Annotated in this window: 14 protein-coding genes; 8 read left to right on the top strand and 6 right to left on the bottom strand. The window is 39.9% G+C overall.

Annotated elements, in window-relative coordinates:
* The first annotated feature begins 19 nt into the window (after nt 1-19).
* Nucleotides 20-1984: a multicopper oxidase family protein gene (locus ACS604_RS00995; protein ID WP_474769525.1), complete on the top strand. Its 1965-nt coding sequence runs from the start codon at nt 20-22 to the stop codon at nt 1982-1984.
* A gap of 354 nt (nt 1985-2338) precedes the next feature.
* On the top strand, nt 2339-3682 hold the full coding sequence (locus ACS604_RS00990; RefSeq protein WP_474769524.1) for a PepSY-associated TM helix domain-containing protein: 1344 nt from the start codon (nt 2339-2341) through the stop codon (nt 3680-3682).
* 72 nt (nt 3683-3754) lie between these two features.
* On the opposite strand, the gene ACS604_RS00985 is transcribed toward ACS604_RS00990, so the two are convergent.
* On the bottom strand, nt 3755-4807 hold the full coding sequence (locus ACS604_RS00985) for an NAD(P)-dependent alcohol dehydrogenase (protein WP_057074829.1): 1053 nt from the start codon (nt 4805-4807) through the stop codon (nt 3755-3757).
* 279 nt (nt 4808-5086) lie between these two features.
* Here ACS604_RS00985 and ACS604_RS00980 point away from each other — a divergent pair, with 279 nt between their 5' ends.
* On the top strand, nt 5087-5974 hold the full coding sequence (locus tag ACS604_RS00980) for an AraC family transcriptional regulator (RefSeq protein ID WP_474769523.1): 888 nt from the start codon (nt 5087-5089) through the stop codon (nt 5972-5974).
* Between the two features lie 100 nt (nt 5975-6074).
* Here ACS604_RS00980 and ACS604_RS00975 read toward each other — a convergent pair whose 3' ends face one another.
* The 4 genes from ACS604_RS00975 to ACS604_RS00960 all read right to left on the bottom strand — a co-directional run bounded on the left by ACS604_RS00975 (nt 6075) and on the right by ACS604_RS00960 (nt 10479).
* Nucleotides 6075-6947, bottom strand: a complete 873-nt coding sequence (locus ACS604_RS00975) for an NAD(P)-dependent oxidoreductase (protein WP_474769522.1) — start codon at nt 6945-6947, stop codon at nt 6075-6077.
* Nucleotides 6947-8323, bottom strand: a complete 1377-nt coding sequence (locus ACS604_RS00970) for an MFS transporter (RefSeq protein WP_174759734.1) — start codon at nt 8321-8323, stop codon at nt 6947-6949. The genes ACS604_RS00975 and ACS604_RS00970 overlap by 1 nt, the downstream gene beginning before the upstream one ends.
* A gap of 33 nt (nt 8324-8356) precedes the next feature.
* Complete coding sequence (gene denD / locus ACS604_RS00965; RefSeq protein ID WP_474769521.1) at nt 8357-9328, bottom strand: D-erythronate dehydrogenase; 972 nt, start codon at nt 9326-9328, stop codon at nt 8357-8359.
* A 215-nt stretch (nt 9329-9543) separates the two neighbouring features.
* Nucleotides 9544-10479, bottom strand: a complete 936-nt coding sequence (locus ACS604_RS00960; RefSeq protein ID WP_224991959.1) for a LysR family transcriptional regulator — start codon at nt 10477-10479, stop codon at nt 9544-9546.
* Nucleotides 10480-10590: 111 nt separating this feature from the next.
* Between ACS604_RS00960 and ACS604_RS00955 the strand changes: the two genes are divergently transcribed.
* From ACS604_RS00955 to ACS604_RS00945, 3 genes are all read left to right on the top strand, one after another.
* On the top strand, nt 10591-11766 hold the full coding sequence (locus tag ACS604_RS00955) for a fumarylacetoacetate hydrolase family protein (protein ID WP_474769520.1): 1176 nt from the start codon (nt 10591-10593) through the stop codon (nt 11764-11766).
* Between the two features lie 87 nt (nt 11767-11853).
* Nucleotides 11854-13641 carry an IlvD/Edd family dehydratase gene (locus ACS604_RS00950; protein WP_474769519.1) on the top strand — a complete coding sequence of 596 codons (1788 nt, stop codon included), beginning with the start codon at nt 11854-11856 and terminating at the stop codon, nt 13639-13641.
* 15 nt (nt 13642-13656) lie between these two features.
* Nucleotides 13657-15234 carry an aldehyde dehydrogenase (NADP(+)) gene (locus ACS604_RS00945; RefSeq protein WP_474769518.1) on the top strand — a complete coding sequence of 526 codons (1578 nt, stop codon included), beginning with the start codon at nt 13657-13659 and terminating at the stop codon, nt 15232-15234.
* Nucleotides 15235-15314: 80 nt separating this feature from the next.
* Here the strand turns inward: ACS604_RS00945 and ACS604_RS00940 are convergent, their stop codons facing one another.
* Complete coding sequence (locus tag ACS604_RS00940) at nt 15315-15935, bottom strand: TetR/AcrR family transcriptional regulator (RefSeq protein ID WP_107881337.1); 621 nt, start codon at nt 15933-15935, stop codon at nt 15315-15317.
* Between the two features lie 166 nt (nt 15936-16101).
* On the opposite strand from ACS604_RS00940, the gene ACS604_RS00935 reads away from it, so the two are divergent.
* Both ACS604_RS00935 and ACS604_RS00930 read left to right on the top strand, forming a co-directional pair.
* The gene (locus tag ACS604_RS00935; protein WP_474769517.1) at nt 16102-17679 is read left to right on the top strand and encodes an MFS transporter; all 1578 of its coding nucleotides are present in this window, start codon (nt 16102-16104) and stop codon (nt 17677-17679) included.
* Entirely contained in the window at nt 17676-18761 is a 1086-nt protein-coding gene (locus ACS604_RS00930) for an HlyD family secretion protein (RefSeq protein WP_353153999.1), read from the top strand. The genes ACS604_RS00935 and ACS604_RS00930 overlap by 4 nt, the downstream gene beginning before the upstream one ends.
* Nucleotides 18762-18795: the final 34 nt, after the last annotated feature.

The following is an 18795-nucleotide window of genomic DNA, read 5'->3' as shown; positions in this document are numbered from 1 at the left end:
TTTCAGGCCTATATTCATTATGAAAATAGCTCATTTAATATTATGCACGCCTCTAACTTTAGTAAGTTGGTGTGTATCAGCAAATGATTCTTCTGAACGTATATTAGAAGACCCACCCGATATGACTGTTGCGCGTAAACATATTGCGTTACTTGCTGCCCCCAACCTGAAAGTTTCATCAACAAATACGCCGCAAATGCAATCTTCTAATGAAGCATTATTTACATGGGAGGTTAAAAAAACGAGGAACAAACTATGGAACCCAGCGACAAATCGTTATGACGAAGTTGTTTTACGTAGTTATCAAGGTACAGATACACAGCCCAATACACCTTATATTGCTCCGACGATTGAAGTATTTCCGGGAGAAACTGTACGAGCAAACTTAGATAATCAACTTGATATAGACCCGATTACTCACAAAAAATTTCCTAAAGACCCAAGTTGTACTGGCGATCATTTTGATGTGAATAAACCCCATTGTTTTGATGGCACTAACATGCACACTCACGGTTTATGGATTAACCCAGCAGGAAATAGTGATAACGTTTTAATTTCGATTAATCCGGGTGTTAATTTCCAATATGAATACAACATTCCACCCGATCATCCAGCCGGAACATTTTGGTATCACCCACATCGACATGGTTCAACCGCAATTCAAGTTGCAAGTGGTATGGCAGGTGCTTTAATCATTCGTGGATATCGTCAGCCTACTCCAAACAACACAGGTGATTTAGATTTACTCACTTATGGTTTTAAAGAAAGAACGCTAGTTTTTCAACAAATCCAATATGCTTGCTATGATGCTAACGGAAAAATTGAAACTGATAAAAATGGCAACTATATTTGCCAAAACAATCAAATTGGTGAAATTAGGGATTATCAGGGTTTTGGCCCGGGGGATTGGGGGAAATCAGGCCGATATACAAGCATTAATGGTGAAGTACAACCGTTCATTACTCAAGCGGTTGCAGGACAAGTTGAGCGTTGGCGAATGGTACATGCAGGTGTCCGCGACAGTATCAACTTAAGCGTTCGTCAAATGCAAAATATTCCTTCCAAACTCGATTTGACCCCAATGGGTGAAAAGAAATTATTAAGTGAGAGCTGTACAGGGCCTATTGTGAACCAACACCTGATTGCAGCAGATGGTCTAACCTTTAAACAGGTTATGGATAAAACAGTTACCGTTTTTCAACCGGGTTACCGTTATGATGCATTAATGCAATTCCCGCAAGAAGGCCGTTATTGTTTAATTGATGAAGCGGCGTCAGCTTCGGCTAACGTAGACCGTACGTTTTCGCAAAGACGCTTGCTGGGTATCATTCAAGTTAATAAAGCCACTTCAGCACCTCAGTCATTAACAACGGCGTTAAGCAATAATGCAGCACGCAATATTGCCCCAGATATGCGTCCTGCTGTGCTTCAAGATTTACAACAAAATCTGAAATTCAGCCACTTTATTCCTCATCAGGACTTACCAGCTACTCCCTATAAACAATTTTTAGAATTTAATATTGATACAAATGCTAATCCAGTTCAGTTTCAGGTGAATGGAAAACCGTATCAACCAGATCGAATTGACCGTACACTCGAGTTAGGCAAAACCGATGAATGGATACTCACCTCTAAATTAGCCAGCCATCCTTTTCATATTCATGTAAACCCATTTCAAGTCGTGGCAGTGTATGACCCTAACGGTAAAGATGTCAGTGATATAAACGCCGTGGATGACTATGACAAAACAGCTGCCCCTGACCCACAATACCGCGGTCTAAAAGGGACATGGAAAGATACAATCTGGGTTAAAAACGTACAAGGAGCCAGTTATAAAGTCATTCTTAGAACCAAGTACGAACGCTACATCGGTGACTTTGTATTGCACTGCCATATTTTAGATCATGAAGATCAAGGCATGATGCAAAATATTCGAATTAGTCTTTCAGATGGAAATGGTGGTACTTCCCAAGGCCATCATTAATTTGGGACTGTATACAATTTTATTCTAATAAAACCGCTTATCCTAAAATAAGCGGTTTTTAACATTTTAATTCTGATATTTGCATATCTTCCATTCTTGTAGCGAAAGGTATGCTAAAGAATCAAGATTATTTAAATAATAAGTTGTTCCATTATTAAATATGTCATGTAAATAAGATCTTAAGGCGTAAGTAAAAAATATATAATTTACCAAGTAATAAAAACCATTTAATTATCAAACCAGACGATATGCCTAAGAGCTACTCAAATAATTTAATACTGGTTACAGCTCAATCAGCATCAAGATAAATAAGTCGTTATAATCCGCCCACCACCTGACAAACATTCTTTTCTGATGCTGACCCAATCATCCTTCTGGCGTAGTCTTTACCGTTTAATTCATATTTATGCTGGTATTTTTATTGCGCCATTTATCTTGTTCGCAGCAATCACTGGTTTACTCTATGCAATTACACCTCAAATAGAGCAAGCGATTTATAAAGATGTTCTATATATTGAGCCACTGAAGCAACCGCCACATAAGCTGAGCCAGCAAATTGAAGCCGCAAAGCAAGTAATGCCTAAGTCTGCACAGGTGATTGAAGTTAGACCAGCTCCAAGTGCTGACCAAACAACTCGTGTAATTTTTTCAGATCCTATACATGATTTTACGAGTGAAGCCGTTTTTATTGATCCTTTTACACTTAAAGCCAAAGGCCATCTAGCGGTTTATGGTACCAGTGGGGTTCTGCCGTTTCGGACTACACTCGACCAGCTACATAGCAATTTATTACTAGGAAAGTGGGGACGCTTTTATAGTGAACTGGCAGCAAGCTGGTTAGCTATTTTGACTTTAACTGGACTATATAATTGGTGGAAACGTCGTCAAAATCTTAAAATCAGACAAACACAAAAAAATAGATTACTGAAATGGCATAGCTCGTTGGGTTTAGCGTTATTCCCTCTCTTATTAATCATCGCCATTACAGGTCTTACATGGTCTGAATGGGCTGGAGATAATATTCGAGTTGCTCGTCAATGGCTTAACTGGCAAACCCCAACATTGGCAACTTCTCTTCAAGAAGATAATTTACCTACAGTGATGCACCATGAGCATCACGAAATGCCACATAGTGAAAACCTGAATTTAAATATTATTTCAAATGAGTATGATAGCGCTCTTGCAATAGCCAGAGCACATGGCATTGATGCAGCACAAATACAAATCAAGCCACCAACCAGTGGAAATCAAGCTTGGACGATAGCCGAGATTCAGCGTAAATGGCCAACTCAAGCAGACAGTATCGCAATTGATATGGAACAACATAAAGTCATCGATCAACTTGCTTTTAAAGACTATTCACTGGTGGCAAAGCTCACTCGTTGGGGAGTTGATGCGCATATTGGTGTTTTATTTGGCTGGATAAATCAATTGGTACTAGCACTTTATGCTTTCGTGCTGTGCATTATGATTATTTATGCATATAGGGCTGCGTTTAAAAACTCGAATTTAAAACTCATGACGAGCCACTTTGTTGAGCAAAGCTTATTGATTTGGAACCGTGCAACTGGCTCACAAAAAATAGGGTTAATATTGGTGGGTCTCGTGTTAGGGCTAAGCTTACCTGTTTTTGGTTTCAGTATTTTATTTACGCTATTTATCTTTGCTATGCGTAAATACCTTCCTTCTAAATCATAACACTCACATTGGTATTAAATCTTTGAGCTGTGCACACTACTCATCGTATGCACAGCCAAAGTCATTACTAAATTAATCTTCAGACAGTGTTTTCATATCAATTACAAAACGATACTTCACGTCGCTCTTTAGCATACGTTCAAAAGCTTCATTAATGTTTTGCATATCAATCATCTCTACTTCAGACACAATATTATGCTCACCACAAAAATCGAGTAGCTCTTGTGTTTCCTTAATTCCGCCAATCACCGACCCTGCAATTGATTTTCTTCCTAAAATCATAGGTACTGAATTTGCGCTAATTTCACCTAAATATCCGACCAGCACAATTGTTCCATTTAAAGCTAGTGTTGGAATATAAGGCTTCAAGTCATGGTTATAAGGCACCGTATCAATAATCAAATCAAATTGATTTAACACTGATTTCATTTGAGCTTCATCTGTTGATAACACAACATGATGCGCTCCGAGTTGTTTTGCATCCTGTTCTTTGTTTGCTGAGCGGGTGAATAATGTCACTTCTGCACCTAGAGCATTGGCAAGTTTAATCGCCATGTGTCCTAAACCACCTAAACCGACTACAGCGACTTTACTACCCTTTCCAACATTCCAGTGACGCAGCGGCGACCAAGTGGTAATACCCGCACACAGTAACGGTGGTACAGCTTGAGCATCCAGATTTTCAGGTACTTTTAATACAAAATCTTGGCTACACGTAATACTTTGTGAATATCCACCATAGGTTGGTCGTTGGTCGTGGCGATCTACGCCGCCATAAGTCTGAATGTTACCTTCTTCACAATATTGCTCTAGCCCTGAATGACAAGCCGAACAAGTACGGCATGAATCGACCATACAGCCAATTCCCACTAAATCACCAACCTTATATTTTGTAACTTTAGGACCAATTGAAGTGACACGCCCTACAATTTCATGGCCCGGAACGATTGGATAAGCACTAAATCCCCAATCGTTTTTAGCTTGATGAAGATCGGAATGGCAAACACCACAATATTCAATTTGAATGACAACATCATCTTCACGTGGGGTTCTACGTTCAAACTTAAACGGAACTAAAGGAGTTTCTGATGACAGCGCGGCATAACCTAAAACTTCAATTGTCATATTTTTTCTCTCATGTTTAATGTTTAAATAAAGACGATTTCTTCACTGGACATTCATTGATGGCTATAGATTTTGAAAAACCCATAAATATGTTCTGGCCCACTAAGTTCCAACTCATCGACTTTGTGCCATGTAGATCAGTATAAAAATGAAAATCGTAAGCTGTTGTTCAATTCCTCTCACAGATTTGCCTAATCCTCCGAATTGTTGCACTTCTCTCTATTTTTCTGATTTGAAATGCCTACAATAAAAACACAGAGGGTAATCGGTACAATCTAAATGGCGAATAGGTCTCTAAACCATAATCAAGAATTAGCTCAACTTATCGATCAATGGACACGTGAGAAAGGTACATTCGAAACGCCTATTATGGGACTGACTTTATATCGTGCGGAAACATTGACCCAACCAAGTAGCAGCATGATGGATGCGAGTCTATGTATGATTGCTCAAGGTAAAAAACAGGTGATTCTTAGCGAAGAAACCTATACGTACGACTCTAACCATTTCCTTTTTACGGCAATTGACCTACCTGTAATTGCTCAAGTTCTTGAAGCTTCAGTTGAGCGACCTTATCTTTCAATAGTTTTACGCCTAGACCCGTATGTACTCGCCCAAATCATGCTTGAGGCCCACATACCTTTTAAAGATGTAAATACTGAGAAAAAAGGAATGGCTGTTGGAGTAGTCAATTCAGAGCTGAATGATGCTTTTATACGGTTAATAAAACTATTAGATACACCCCAAGACATCCCCATCTTGTCTCCACTGATTATTAAAGAAATTTTTTATCGTTTATTGATGAGCCCACAAGGCGATCGACTTAAACGCATTGTAGCGGCCGGAACTACCGGCCATCGAATTGTGAAAGCGATTGAATGGCTGAAAACAAATTTTGCAAAATCCTTTAGCGTTGAAGAACTTGCAAGCACAATGGGTATGAGTGCTTCTAGTTTTCATCAACATTTTAGGGATATAACCTCGATGAGTCCCTTACAGTATCAAAAGAGAATGAAGTTAACCGAAGCACGGCGTTTATTAATGACCGAAGAATATGATATTTCAACGACCAGTATTCAAGTCGGTTATGAAAGTTTGTCGCAATTCTCCCGAGAATATAAACGTTTTTTTGGGGTTTCTCCGTCCGTAGATATTAAGAATATATAAAAGCAATAAATGCAGACCTTAAAAAATTAATACCAGAAAAAAAAGCGGTACTTGATTATGTCTATTCATCAAGTACCGCTAAATTTAAATCAAAGCAAAATCACACTGGATTCATTCGCTCAAGTTCACGAATTAAACCAGAATGATCCAACTCACCGTCTCCGGCAGCAAGCATATTTTCAAATAACTGACTCACTTGTTGGGCGACGGGTAAATTCAATTCAAGTGATTTGGCATAGCTAACGGCTGTATGAATATCTTTATGCTGGTTTCGAGCAGTGCCACCTGGTTTAAAATCTCGATTTAACATACGCTCGCCATGCTGCTGTAAAATTGGAGAATCGGCAAAGCCTCCCGTGAGTGCCTGTTTTAGCTTAATAGGATCGGCGCCAGCTTTACTGGCAAGCAATAAACCTTCACTTACTGTTGCAATGGTGGTGGCTACAATCATTTGATTTACAAGTTTTGCGAGCATTCCGCAGCTAGCCCCGCCCACTAAAATTGGTCGACCCATTGCAGTTAAAATAGTTTCAGCTTGTGAAAATGTTTCAGCTTCACCACCAACCATAATGGCAAGACTTGCATTTTGGGCACCTTTTTCTCCACCGGACACAGGAGCATCTAAGTATCTAAGTCCTCTTTCTTTACACTTTTCACTTTGTGCTTTTGCAACCTCAACCGCTATCGAACTCATGACGATAACCGTGCTTTCAGGTTTTAGCTGAGAGATGGCACCATGCTGTTTAAACAGAATCTCATCACAAGTTTTTCCATCGCTGAGCATACAAATCAGAAAATCTACATCTTTCCCTACTTGTTCAAGTTCAGAGCAAACATGAGCACCCGCCTCTTTTAAGCTATCTGCTTTAGAGGAGGTTCTATTCCAGACTTTTAGCTGATGACCTGCCTTAAGTAAATTCATAGCCATTGGCATTCCCATAATGCCTGTACCCACAAACCCGATGGTCGCCATTATTTTATCTCCGCAGCTGCTCGAACTTTAAGTTGCTGTTTTTCTACTTTTAAGCTATTCGATTTTAACTTTGCTAATAGCAGCAGTCCTAAGCCACCCATCGCTACAAAGCCTGCAATGGCCAGGAAAGCTACTGTATAGGTGCCGGTAGTTGTATATAAATATCCAGTTAAATATGGACCCGTAAAACCGCTTAAATTACCCACTGAGTTAATTAATCCAATTCCGGCTGCGGCCCCTACTCCCGTGAGAGTTTGCCCAGGAATGGTCCAGAAAATGTTAATTGCGCTAAACACACCAATGGCAAGAAAGATAAAGCCCACAATAATGGCCCACGGTTGATTTACAAGTAGTGCAATCGCAATTGCTAATGCAGCCATAAGTGCAGCACAAGCGCCGTGTTTATAACGCTCTTGTTTACGGTCAGAACGGCGGCTCCATAAAACCATTCCGACTGCTGCAAATGCATATGGAATTGCGGTGAGTAAACCATTTTGAATAAGACTGATTTGCATACCAAACGTATTACGGAATGACTCTAAAACACTTGGTAAGAAGAAGAACATTGCATTTGAACCAGAAGTAATTCCAAAGTACACAATTGCCATAATCCACACTAAAGGATTTTTAAACACTTGTTTAATGAGTTCACCTTTAGTTAAAGCAGCATCGGCAGATTGCTCTTTTTCTCTTTCTTCACGTTCTAGTGTAGACATTAACCATTGGCGCTGATCAGCCGTTAACCACTGTGCTTCTTTTGGATTATTGGTTAAATATTTTAGACAGATTAATCCCAAAATAATGGATGGAATACCTTCTAGGATATACATCAAACGCCAACCTTCATAACCAATGGTATTGCCCCATTGCATGAGACCAACTGAAATTGGCGCCCCAATAATTTGAGCAATTGGTAATCCAAGATAGAACGTGGCAAAAACACGAGCACGATATTTTGCGGGAAACCACAAGGTTAAATAAAAGATAACGCCCGGAAAGAAACCCGCTTCTGCAATACCAAGTAAAAACCGTAAAACAATAAACTGCGTGCCGCTATGAATAAAACCCATGAGTCCGGCAATAATTCCCCAAGTAATCATGATTCGGGCAATCCAGATTCGCGCTCCAAAACGATGAAGCAAGATATTACTTGGCACTTCGGCAATAAAATAACCTAGAAAAAAAACACCCGCACCTAGACCAAAAATCGTTTGAGTAATTCCAAGTGCATCATTCATGTGTAGCGCAGCAAAACCAATATTGGTCCTGTCTAGAAATGCCATAATGAATAAAATAATAAGAAACGGGATAATTCGATTCGAAATACGTTTGATTGTCTGCTCTTCGAGAGCAGTTACATTTTTGATATCTTCCATAATAACTCTCACATCAATTGGCGATCACTGCCATTAATTTTGGGTATCTTCTATATGTGCCTGAATCACGCTTTCAAAATTTTCGTCTGCTTGGAAACCTAAAGATTCGGCATATTCAGCTTTCACTTGAACAGGCCAACTTTGAACAATACGTTGAATAGTTTTGTCTTCTTGCCATTGCACTAAATCAGTTGCTTGTTTGCCTGCAACTTTTTCAAGCGCCTCAAGCATTTCTTTAACCGTAACTGTTAATCCTGGTAGAGGAATAATTCGGTTATCTTGAAGTACATCTGAAGAAATTGACGCAGCTTTAATCATTGATTCAACACAACGTCGTGGTGAAGTAACAAAAACTGGAGTATCTGACTGGACTGGGCAAACAGTCGTTTCGCCTTTTAATGGTTCACGGATGATTGAACTAAAAAATGTTGATGCAGCTTTATTTGGTTTGCCTGGACGAACCACAATCGTCGGTAATCTTAAAACACGGCCATCAATAAAGCCTTTACGTGAATAATCTGAAACCAGTAATTCTCCTACTGCTTTTTGCATGCCGTAAGAAGACTTTGGTGTAACTACTGTCTCATCTGTCACAACTTCTGGTAATTGGCCACCAAATACAGCACAGCCACTGGCAAAAATAACCCGAGGCATGGTTTGTTTCTTTCTTAATTCTTCTAATAAATTTAAGAGTCCATATAAATTAACATCCATACCTAAATCAAAATCGGCCTCTGCTGCTGAGCTCACCACAGCGGCCAAATGCCAAACGACATCAATATTTTCTGTAATATGAGCAACTGTAGTTTTATCGGTAATATCACCGACAATCACTTCAATTCTCGGGTCTTGCGGCAAATCATCGCCTGCAAATGCATCAAATAGAATAATTTTATCGATGGGTTCAGATTTATTGTCCTCTAAAGTCAAACTGCCAGTTTTTAAGATCTCTTTAGCGATTTGTTTTCCAATAAAACCTGTTCCACCAGTGATTAGCACATTCATATAGAGGTCCTTTCCTAGTTTTTATTCACTTAAAAACTTTTGTAATTGTCGTGAATTAAACGATAAGGACTCCTTTTAATAATTTCCAATGAATAATTTCTAAATATTGATAACTTTTTAATATCAATTTTATGTTTATAAATTTACTAAACAAAGCAGGTTTTTCTTTTTGATTTTAAAGCCTCAAACCCAACTATGGATTGAGGCTGAATATTTTATTTACGTTTTGCATTTTTAAGTAAGATATTAATAAACGCTGCTGCAATATCAGACACTGGTTCATCTTTGCGCGTCAAAATTCCATAATCCTGCGCATCTAAAATTAGATCTGTTTCTAAAATCTGTAATTGCCCCTCTTTTACCTGATCAATCACCATCGCTTCGGGCAACATTCCCACCATAGGTGCACCTTTTAAGATCTGCAAAAAGGTCTGCATCGACATGGTATTTACCGTATTTAAAGGAATTTTGACTTTTGCTCGGGCAAATGCGCCTTCCATACGTTCTCGAATTGGCGTGCCTTTCGGATAAAGTACCCATGGCCAATTTAGTAATTCTTCTAATGTACAAAACTTTTTATGGGCACATGGATGAGCATTATTTACCACTATGCAAAACGGCTCCGGGCCTAAAGGTTGGAAATCAAAAAATTGACTTTGCGTCACCGCGGTAAAACGACCTACGGCTAAATCTAGAGTATGTTCACTTAGCATTTCCATTAAATGGTCACTGGTTTGCTCAACAACATCGATAGAAAGTAATGGCCATTGTTTCTTAATCTCAATAATGGAGTTTGGAATCACCACAGCGGTTGCGGCAAAAATACCGCCTACTTTTAAAAAACCGTGACCACCCAACCGTAAAATTTCTATGTCTTCGACAAAATGCTTTGCATCATTTAAAACACGCTGCGCATATCGAATCACCTGCTCGCCCAAAGCTGTTACTGGCATATTGCGAGGCAGACGTTCAAAAACCTGAAATCCGAGAAGGCTCTCAATTTCTTTTAGCATTTTACTCACCGCAGGCTGACTTAAGTTCATCTGCTCGGCTGCCAAATGCATATTATTGGTTCGTGCTAAAGTTTCCAGCAAAACCAAATGTTTGAATTTCAACCAATTATTTAGGCTTGTATAAGTCAAATCCGCCATTTATAAAAATCCTTTTTGATAACTATTCGTTATTAATAATTAAATTATTACGATTGGTGTTTATTAAATAAGAAACATATCATGATTTCAAATAAAAGAAGGATGCTTTAAATGAACTTTACGTTAAATTCCCAGAACTCATTACCAGACGATGCAACTCAAGGATGCTTAATTGGTCGCGCGTGGATTCCAAATCAAATTTCCGGCCCATCTCCGATTCTTTTAAAAGGTGATCAGGTTTTTGATATTTCAGAAAAGTTTCACACGATTTCCCAGTTGCTTGAAAGCTCAGATCCTTTAAAAGCTTTGTCTGAAATTGAAGGAAAATTAGTTGGGTCAATTGATGAGTTATTTGCAAATACAGTCGCTAAACCAGATACAAATAAGGCATATTTTTTAGCCCCCATTGATTTACAAGTGATTAAAGCGGCAGGTGTTACTTTTGCAGCAAGCATGTTAGAGCGTGTGATTGAAGAACAAGCTGGTGGCGATGCACAAAAAGCTCAAGCGATCCGTGAAGTGGTACAAGGGGTAATCGGTGATAATTTAAAAACAATCGAACCCGGCTCGGAAAAAGCCCTTCAACTCAAAGAATATTTAATTGAGCAAAAAATGTGGTCTCAATATCTTGAGGTGGGCATTGGTACTGACGCTGAAATTTTTACTAAAGCACCCGTTTTAGCGGCTGTGGGAACTGGTCAAAATATTGGTATTCACCCGAAATCTGAATGGAATAATCCGGAACCAGAAGTTGTATTGGTTGCAAATAGCCACGGTAAAATTTTAGGCGCGACTTTAGGAAACGATGTGAATTTACGGGACTTTGAAGGCCGTAGCGCCTTACTGTTGAGTAAAGCCAAAGATAACAATGCATCTTGTGCAATCGGACCGTTTATTCGCCTTTTTGATCATACTTTTACTTTAAATGACATTCGTGCTTGTGATGTTGAACTGAAAATTGAAGGTACAGATAACTTTGTGCTCAATGGTGTGAGTTCTATGTCTCAAATTAGCCGTGATCCGGAAGATTTAATTCAACAAACCCTGAATGAAAATCATCAATATCCAGATGGTTTTGTTCTGTTTTTGGGTACTTTGTTTGCGCCTACTCAAGATCGTGAACAAGCTGGGGCTGGCTTTACCCATAAAGTCGGAGATGTGGTCCGTATTCATTCACCTAAACTTGGTACTTTATACAACACGGTTATGACCAGTGACAAAGCAACGCCGTGGAATTTTGGAATAAATGCTTTGATGCGTAATTTAAAGCAACGTGAATTACTATAATTTTCACGTACTATCGATCGGCTGAATTGTAAGATTCATCTCGTGAATAAACTAAATTTCAAAAAGTATGAGTGAAAGGATCAAAAAATGAATGATCAAAATAAAAGGATTTTTTTACGTAGCCAAGAATGGTTTGATGATCCTGAACATGCCGACATGACAGCACTCTATGTTGAGCGTTATATGAATTATGGCCTGACCCGTGCCGAACTACAATCAGGTCGCCCAATTATTGGTATTGCACAAACTGGCAGTGATTTAACTCCATGTAACCGTCACCACAAAGAACTTGCTGAACGGGTTAAAGCAGGTATTCGAGATGCGGGTGGTATTCCCATGGAATTCCCCGTTCATCCAATTGCAGAACAAACCCGTCGCCCTACTGCTGCACTTGATAGAAATTTAGCTTACTTAGGTTTAGTTGAAATATTACATGGCTATCCGCTTGATGGTGTAGTGCTAACCACAGGTTGTGACAAAACTACACCTGCTTGTTTAATGGCTGCCGCAACAACAGATATACCAGCCATTGTATTGTCTGGTGGACCAATGCTAGATGGTCACTTTAAGGGTGAGTTAATTGGTTCTGGTACTGTGCTTTGGCATGCGAGAAATTTACTTGCCACGGGTGAAATTGATTATGAAGGGTTCATGGAAATGACCACTTCAGCATCGCCTTCGGTCGGGCATTGCAACACCATGGGCACTGCACTTTCTATGAATGCATTAGCAGAAGCTTTGGGCATGTCTTTGCCGACATGTGCAAGTATTCCAGCACCGTATCGTGAACGTGGGCAAATGGCCTATATGACAGGCAAAAGAATTTGTGAAATGGTTTTAGAAGATTTACGCCCTTCTAAAATCATGAACAAACAATCATTTGAAAATGCCATCGCGGTAGCTTCAGCATTAGGGGCATCAAGTAATTGCCCTCCTCACCTCATTGCAATTGCCCGTCATATGGGGATTGAGCTGAGTTTAGAAGACTGGCAACGTGTTGGGGAAAGCATTCCGCTGATTGTAAACTGTATGCCAGCGGGCAAATATTTGGGTGAAGGTTTCCACCGTGCGGGAGGTGTTCCTGCTGTTTTGCATGAATTACAAAAAGCAGGTGTTTTACATGAAGACTGTGCATCAGTCAGCGGTAAAACAATTGGGGAAATTGCTAAAAATGCAAAAACCTCAAATGCAGATGTCATCTTCCCTTATGAACAACCATTGAAACATGGTGCAGGTTTTATCGTGCTTAGCGGCAATTTCTTTGACAGCGCCATTATGAAAATGTCTGTCGTCGGTGAAGCATTTAAGAAAACCTATTTATCTGACCCAAATAGTGAAAATAGCTTTGAAGCACGTGCAATCGTTTTTGAAGGTCCCGAAGACTACCATGCACGAATTAATGATACTGCTTTAAACATTGATGAACATTGTATTTTGGTCATCCGTGGTGCTGGCACTGTTGGCTATCCGGGCAGCGCAGAAGTCGTTAATATGGCTCCTCCAGCGGAGTTAATTAAAAAAGGGATTGATTCACTGCCTTGCTTAGGAGATGGCCGCCAAAGCGGAACATCTGCTAGCCCTTCTATTTTAAATATGTCACCCGAAGCGGCGGTAGGCGGTGGAATTGCATTATTAAAGACCAATGACCGTTTACGCATTGATTTAAATAAACGCTCCGTAAATGTTCTCATTTCAGACGAAGAGTTAGACAAACGCCGTCAGGAATGGAAACCAACTGTCTCTACATCTCAAACGCCTTGGCAAGAAATGTATCGCAACATGGTTGGTCAATTATCAACGGGTGGCTGCTTAGAGCCTGCAACGTTATACATGCGTGTGATCAATCAAAATAACCTTCCACGGCATTCTCATTAATTTCAGGATTTTATTATGACCATTATCGGACACAACTTTATTGGCGGTTTACGCAGCGCACAAAGTACAACTTTATTAAAAAGTGTGGATGCAACAACTGGTGAAGCTTTACCTTATGAATTTCATCATGCAACCGAGCAAGAGATCAATCAGGCCTGCGAAGCGGCCAGTCAAGCCTTTAAAACTTACCGCCATACATCACCTGAACAGCGCGCTACATTTTTAGAAAATATTGCCGATGAACTCGATGCCTTGGGCACCGATTTTCTAGAGACTATTTCGCAAGAAACCGCTTTGCCACTTGCACGTTTGCAAGGTGAACGGGGCCGTACCAGTGGACAAATGCGTCTGTTTGCTAAAGTGTTGCGCCGTGGTGACTTTTTAGGTGCTCGTATTGATACAGCTTTGCCTGAGCGTCAGCCTTTACCTCGCCCAGACCTACGCCAGATTAAAATTGGTGTTGGCCCTGTTGCAGTCTTTGGGGCAAGTAACTTTCCACTCGCTTTTTCAACCGCTGGTGGCGATACTGCTTCGGCACTCGCCGCAGGCTGCTCTGTAGTGGTGAAAGCGCATAGTGGCCACATGGCAACAGCAGACTTCGTAGCTCAGGCAATTGAACGTGCCGTAGCAAAATCAAATATGCCTAAAGGTGTATTTAACATGATTTATGGCAATGGTGTGGGTGGACCACTGGTTAAGCATCCTTTAATACAGGCGGTTGGATTTACAGGTTCACTGCGTGGTGGTCGCGCTTTATGTGACATGGCAGCAGCCCGCCTCCAACCGATTCCAGTGTTCGCTGAAATGAGCAGTATTAATCCAATGCTGATGTTGCCAGAAGCCTTAAAAAACCGTGGTAAAAAAATTGCACAGGACTTAGCAGATTCAGTCGTTTTAGGCTGTGGTCAGTTCTGTACCAATCCAGGTTTAGTCTTGGGAATTAAATCAGCCGAGTTTACTCAGCTTATTAGCAACCTAACCGAAATTATGGGTGGCAAACCTCCACAAACTATGCTGAATGCTGGAACATTAAAAAGCTATACCGCTGGTCTTGAGCACTTAACCCAGCATCAAGGCATTGAACATTTGGCAGGTCAAACCCAGCAAGGCAATCAGGCGCAGCCACAACTTTTTAAAGCGGATATTGAACTCTTATTAGCAGGTGACCAGCTTCTGCAAGAAGAAATCTTTGGACCAGCTACAGTGGTCATTGAAGTGGCAGATACAGCCCAACTCATTCAGGCGCTACAAAGCATGAATGGTCAGCTGACTGCGACGTTAATTGCTGATGAAACAGATTTAACAGAGTTTGCAGAAGTTGTTCCTGTGTTAGAAGAGAAAGCTGGGCGATTACTTATAAATGGCTATCCAACGGGTGTTGAAGTTTGTGATGCCATGGTACACGGCGGACCATATCCGGCCACTTCAGATGCCCGAGGTACTTCAGTTGGAACCTTGGCCATTGACCGTTACTTAAGACCTGTGTGTTACCAAAACTATCCGCAAGGTTTATTGCCAGAGGCTTTAAAAGACAGCAACCCCTTGCAGATTTTAAGACTGATAAATGGTGAGATGACCAAAGAAGCGATCTAATCAATTAAAAAAGAGACTCCTAGTGGGTCTCTTTTTAATTTCTACATCCAGAGCTTATAGATAAAATAAAATCCTCTAAATCAACTTGGTTTGTAATTGATATTTTTTAAAAATAAATCAACTGCGTACTCAACCCAAGTACTAATTTCACTATCAGAAATTGCATAATTAGGATGTGTCAGACACTTTAGATGGGCATCACTTCGTAATAATGCCAAGAAGATATTTGCTGCTATATCAGCAGAAGAATTTAACTCAATCTCTTTATTTTTTTGAGATTTTTCAAGATAACCCGCAATAATATTTGCAAGCTTTTGAGGACCTACTTCAAAGAATTTTTCAGATAACTCGGGAAATCTAACTGCTTCTGCAATACAAACTCTAAAAAATGCCAATCCTGAATGCGACAATATAAAACACAGATAGGTTTTCCCCATCTCGGTTAAAGCCGAGCGTAAATTTTCAGCTTTTGTCTCGACTAAAATGATTTGCTCTTGCATGTTTCTGCATTGACGTTCAATCACCGCGGCAAACATCGCTTCTTTATTTTTATAGCACCCATACATCGTTGCTTTTGAAACACCCGCTTCCTTCTGAATCATGTCTGTCGTTGTCCCACTAAAACCGTGAATCAAAAAAAACTTGGTTGCCGCATCCAGAATTTTTTGATCTTTTTCATTAGCTTTAGTTGAAACTGACATATTGACCTTATAAAAATTTTAGCGATTTCGTTCTAAGTGTAACTCATCGAAAAGTTCAAAATCGAGAATTGACGGAAATTTAATTAGAGAGTAGAGTACCGATCGGTACAGTACAGTAAATATCTGCTCCATGCAATAAATGGATGTTTAAGACTTAAGGTAAAAAATGAATACAAAGCCACTCATCGGTTTAGCAGGTGCAATTTTTGCTGCAATGACTGTTGAATTTAATAACCGAATCACGAGCATTACCTTAGTCGACATTCGTGGCGCGATGGGAATTAGTGTTGACTCTGGTTATTGGGTCAACAGTATTTACGCGAGTGCCATGATTATTGGCATGATTCTGTCTACCAGTTGGGCGGTAATTTTTTCTATGCGCAGAGTTCTGCTTTTTGCTATAGGACTTTGTCTCTTTTCTAGCGTTTTAATTCCTTTTAGTCCAAATATCGAAATCTTTTATTTATTGCGTGGCTTACAAGGGCTCGCCAACGGTTTAACCATTCCTTTACTCATGGCCTGTGCGCTTAGATTTTTAGGACCTGACATTCGGCTATGGGGTCTCGCCTGCTACGCATTAACTGCAACATTCTTTCCTAACCTAAGTGCTGCACTCTCTGCGTTTTATTTAGATGTGGTTGGCTGGAAAATGATATTTTTCCAAACCATTCCTTTTTGTGCGCTAAGTGCTGCACTGGTTTATTTTGGTATTCCCCAAGATCCATTGAATTATTCAAGAATAAAAACTTACGATTGGATGGGGGCGATTTTAGCGATTATTAGCTTAGCCAGCCTGAGCACCATGTTATTGCATGGCAACCATTTAGACTGGTTCCATTCTCAATTAATTTGTTTATTAGCCTTAATTAGTGCAATAACTTTACCTTGGTTTTTCATACATGAATGGCGTTATCCATCACCATTAATTAAACCGCAAATGCTTGAAATCCGAAATTTTGCCTACGCTGTTATTGCCCTGTTTTGCTTTGTCATTATTGGTATGTCTACCAGTACATTACCACTGAATTACTTAAGTGCTGTGCATGGCTATAAACCCACTCAGACCATGTGGATTGGCTTACAAATTGCGGCATTGCAATTTATCTATATTCCTATTGTTGTGAAGCTTTTAAATCAAGCTTGGGTCGATAGCCGATATGTACACGGTTTTGGTTTACTTCTGGTTATTGCTGGTTGCCTAGGTGCGAGTCAACTCGATACCACTTGGAATCAAGACCAATTTTACTTTTGGCACGCCATCTCATGTTTGGGCCAAACCTGTGTCGTGCTCTCACTCTTAATGATGGGTACAAACAGTGTTCATCCAACCATGGCAATTTATGCATCACCGATGATTAACACTCCGCGTGCGATTAGCGGTGTACTAGGTGTGTGCATATTGGATTGGGTCAATCGCGTACGTGGTGAATACCATTCAACACGGTTGATTGAAAATACCGCAAAACATGTTTTCCAAAATATTCAAGGCCCTGTCATTAATCCGCTTACTCCCCCTGTGCTTACCGCAAATGGTGCAGATCGTGTTTCAGGCGGTTTATCTGCCCTCAATTCTGCGATTCAAGCGCAACAATCTGTTTTAGTAATTAGCGATCAATATCTAATTTTAGCTGGCCTTACTGCAATTTTATTTATCGTTATGCTGATTTTACCCGTTAGAACTTATCCACCACGCATTGCTCTCATTAAGTTAATGAATAGTCATAACTCAGGAAAATCTTTATGAGTACTCTAGAAGCCCAAGATCACTCTGCGACCGAGTCAGCCAAATTAACAAAGGTGCAATATCTCAAAAAGCATTGGGTTATGGTTATTGCGTTCATTATTGTTTTAGTTTCTATTTTATGGGTTTTAAAACTTATATTTTTACCATCTTCGACTATTGAAACAGACGATGCACGTGTGGATGTAGAGTACTCAACCATTGCTCCTAAAGTCTCTGGCAATATTGAAGAGATTTATATTAAAGATCATCAGACCGTAAAAAAAGGCCAACTTTTAGCGCGAATCGATGCACGTGATTATCAAGCTGCTTTGGCAGAAGCTGAATCTAATTATGCAAAAGCACAAGCTGACGTGAGTGAAGCGATGCTGGCAGTTGATAGACAACCCACTGTTATTCGAGAAACTGAAGCACAGCTGAGAAAAGTAGAAGCTGGAATCAAACTCACAAAAGATAATACGGCGCGTTATGAGCAACTACAGGCACTTGGAGCGGAGTCTAGATTAATTACACAGCAATCTAAGACTACATTGACTGAACAATATGCTGACTTAGACAGTAGTAAAGAAAAAGTGATTGATGCACAGTATCAGCTCAACCAATACAAAATTCAGGTAAAAGCCAAACAAGCTGCTCTTAAACAAGCACAAGCGGCACTTGATAAAGCAAAACTGAATTTGAGTTATACAGAAGTTCGAGCACCTATTGATGGCATGATTGGTCAAAAGTCAGCTAACGTAGGTAACTTTGTGAACGCTGGTAATCCACTCATGGTGGTTGTGCCTTTAGACCAAGTCTATGTAGAAGCAAACTTCCGTGAAATTGAGCTAAAACAAATTAAGATCGGACAACCTGTTAATGTCTATGTAGATGCTTATAACGTTGAGCTAAAAGGCGTGGTAGATAGTTTCTCTCCATCTACTGGCGCATTTTTCTCTCCGATCTCTGCGACCAATGCAACTGGTAACTTTACCAAAATTGTTCAGCGTCTACCTTTACGAATCAAGCTCATTGAAAATCAAAAAGACGTTAAATTATTGCGTCCCGGCTTATCGGTTTTGGTCTCTATTGATACCAATAAGTAGATAGTCTAGATTTCAAAATATGAGAGAAAAAAGA

The organism is Acinetobacter sp. Li1LvA2 (assembly GCF_056156705.1).
Note: the sequence above shows the minus strand (reverse complement) of the source record. Positions and strands in the feature narration are given on the sequence as shown.

Excerpts from the sequence above, each read along its gene's own strand:
- ACS604_RS00995 (WP_474769525.1), top strand. The coding sequence starts at position 20 with ATGAAAATAGCTCATTTAATATTATGCACGCCTCTAACTTTAGTAAGT.
- ACS604_RS00990 (WP_474769524.1), top strand. The coding sequence starts at position 2,339 with ATGCTGACCCAATCATCCTTCTGGCGTAGTCTTTACCGTTTAATTCAT.
- ACS604_RS00985 (WP_057074829.1), bottom strand. The coding sequence starts at position 4,807 with ATGACAATTGAAGTTTTAGGTTATGCCGCGCTGTCATCAGAAACTCCT.
- ACS604_RS00980 (WP_474769523.1), top strand. The coding sequence starts at position 5,087 with ATGGCGAATAGGTCTCTAAACCATAATCAAGAATTAGCTCAACTTATC.
- ACS604_RS00975 (WP_474769522.1), bottom strand. The coding sequence starts at position 6,947 with ATGGCGACCATCGGGTTTGTGGGTACAGGCATTATGGGAATGCCAATG.
- ACS604_RS00970 (WP_174759734.1), bottom strand. The coding sequence starts at position 8,323 with ATGGAAGATATCAAAAATGTAACTGCTCTCGAAGAGCAGACAATCAAA.
- denD (WP_474769521.1), bottom strand. The coding sequence starts at position 9,328 with ATGAATGTGCTAATCACTGGTGGAACAGGTTTTATTGGAAAACAAATC.
- ACS604_RS00960 (WP_224991959.1), bottom strand. The coding sequence starts at position 10,479 with ATGGCGGATTTGACTTATACAAGCCTAAATAATTGGTTGAAATTCAAA.
- ACS604_RS00955 (WP_474769520.1), top strand. The coding sequence starts at position 10,591 with ATGAACTTTACGTTAAATTCCCAGAACTCATTACCAGACGATGCAACT.
- ACS604_RS00950 (WP_474769519.1), top strand. The coding sequence starts at position 11,854 with ATGAATGATCAAAATAAAAGGATTTTTTTACGTAGCCAAGAATGGTTT.
- ACS604_RS00945 (WP_474769518.1), top strand. The coding sequence starts at position 13,657 with ATGACCATTATCGGACACAACTTTATTGGCGGTTTACGCAGCGCACAA.
- ACS604_RS00940 (WP_107881337.1), bottom strand. The coding sequence starts at position 15,935 with ATGTCAGTTTCAACTAAAGCTAATGAAAAAGATCAAAAAATTCTGGAT.
- ACS604_RS00935 (WP_474769517.1), top strand. The coding sequence starts at position 16,102 with ATGAATACAAAGCCACTCATCGGTTTAGCAGGTGCAATTTTTGCTGCA.
- ACS604_RS00930 (WP_353153999.1), top strand. The coding sequence starts at position 17,676 with ATGAGTACTCTAGAAGCCCAAGATCACTCTGCGACCGAGTCAGCCAAA.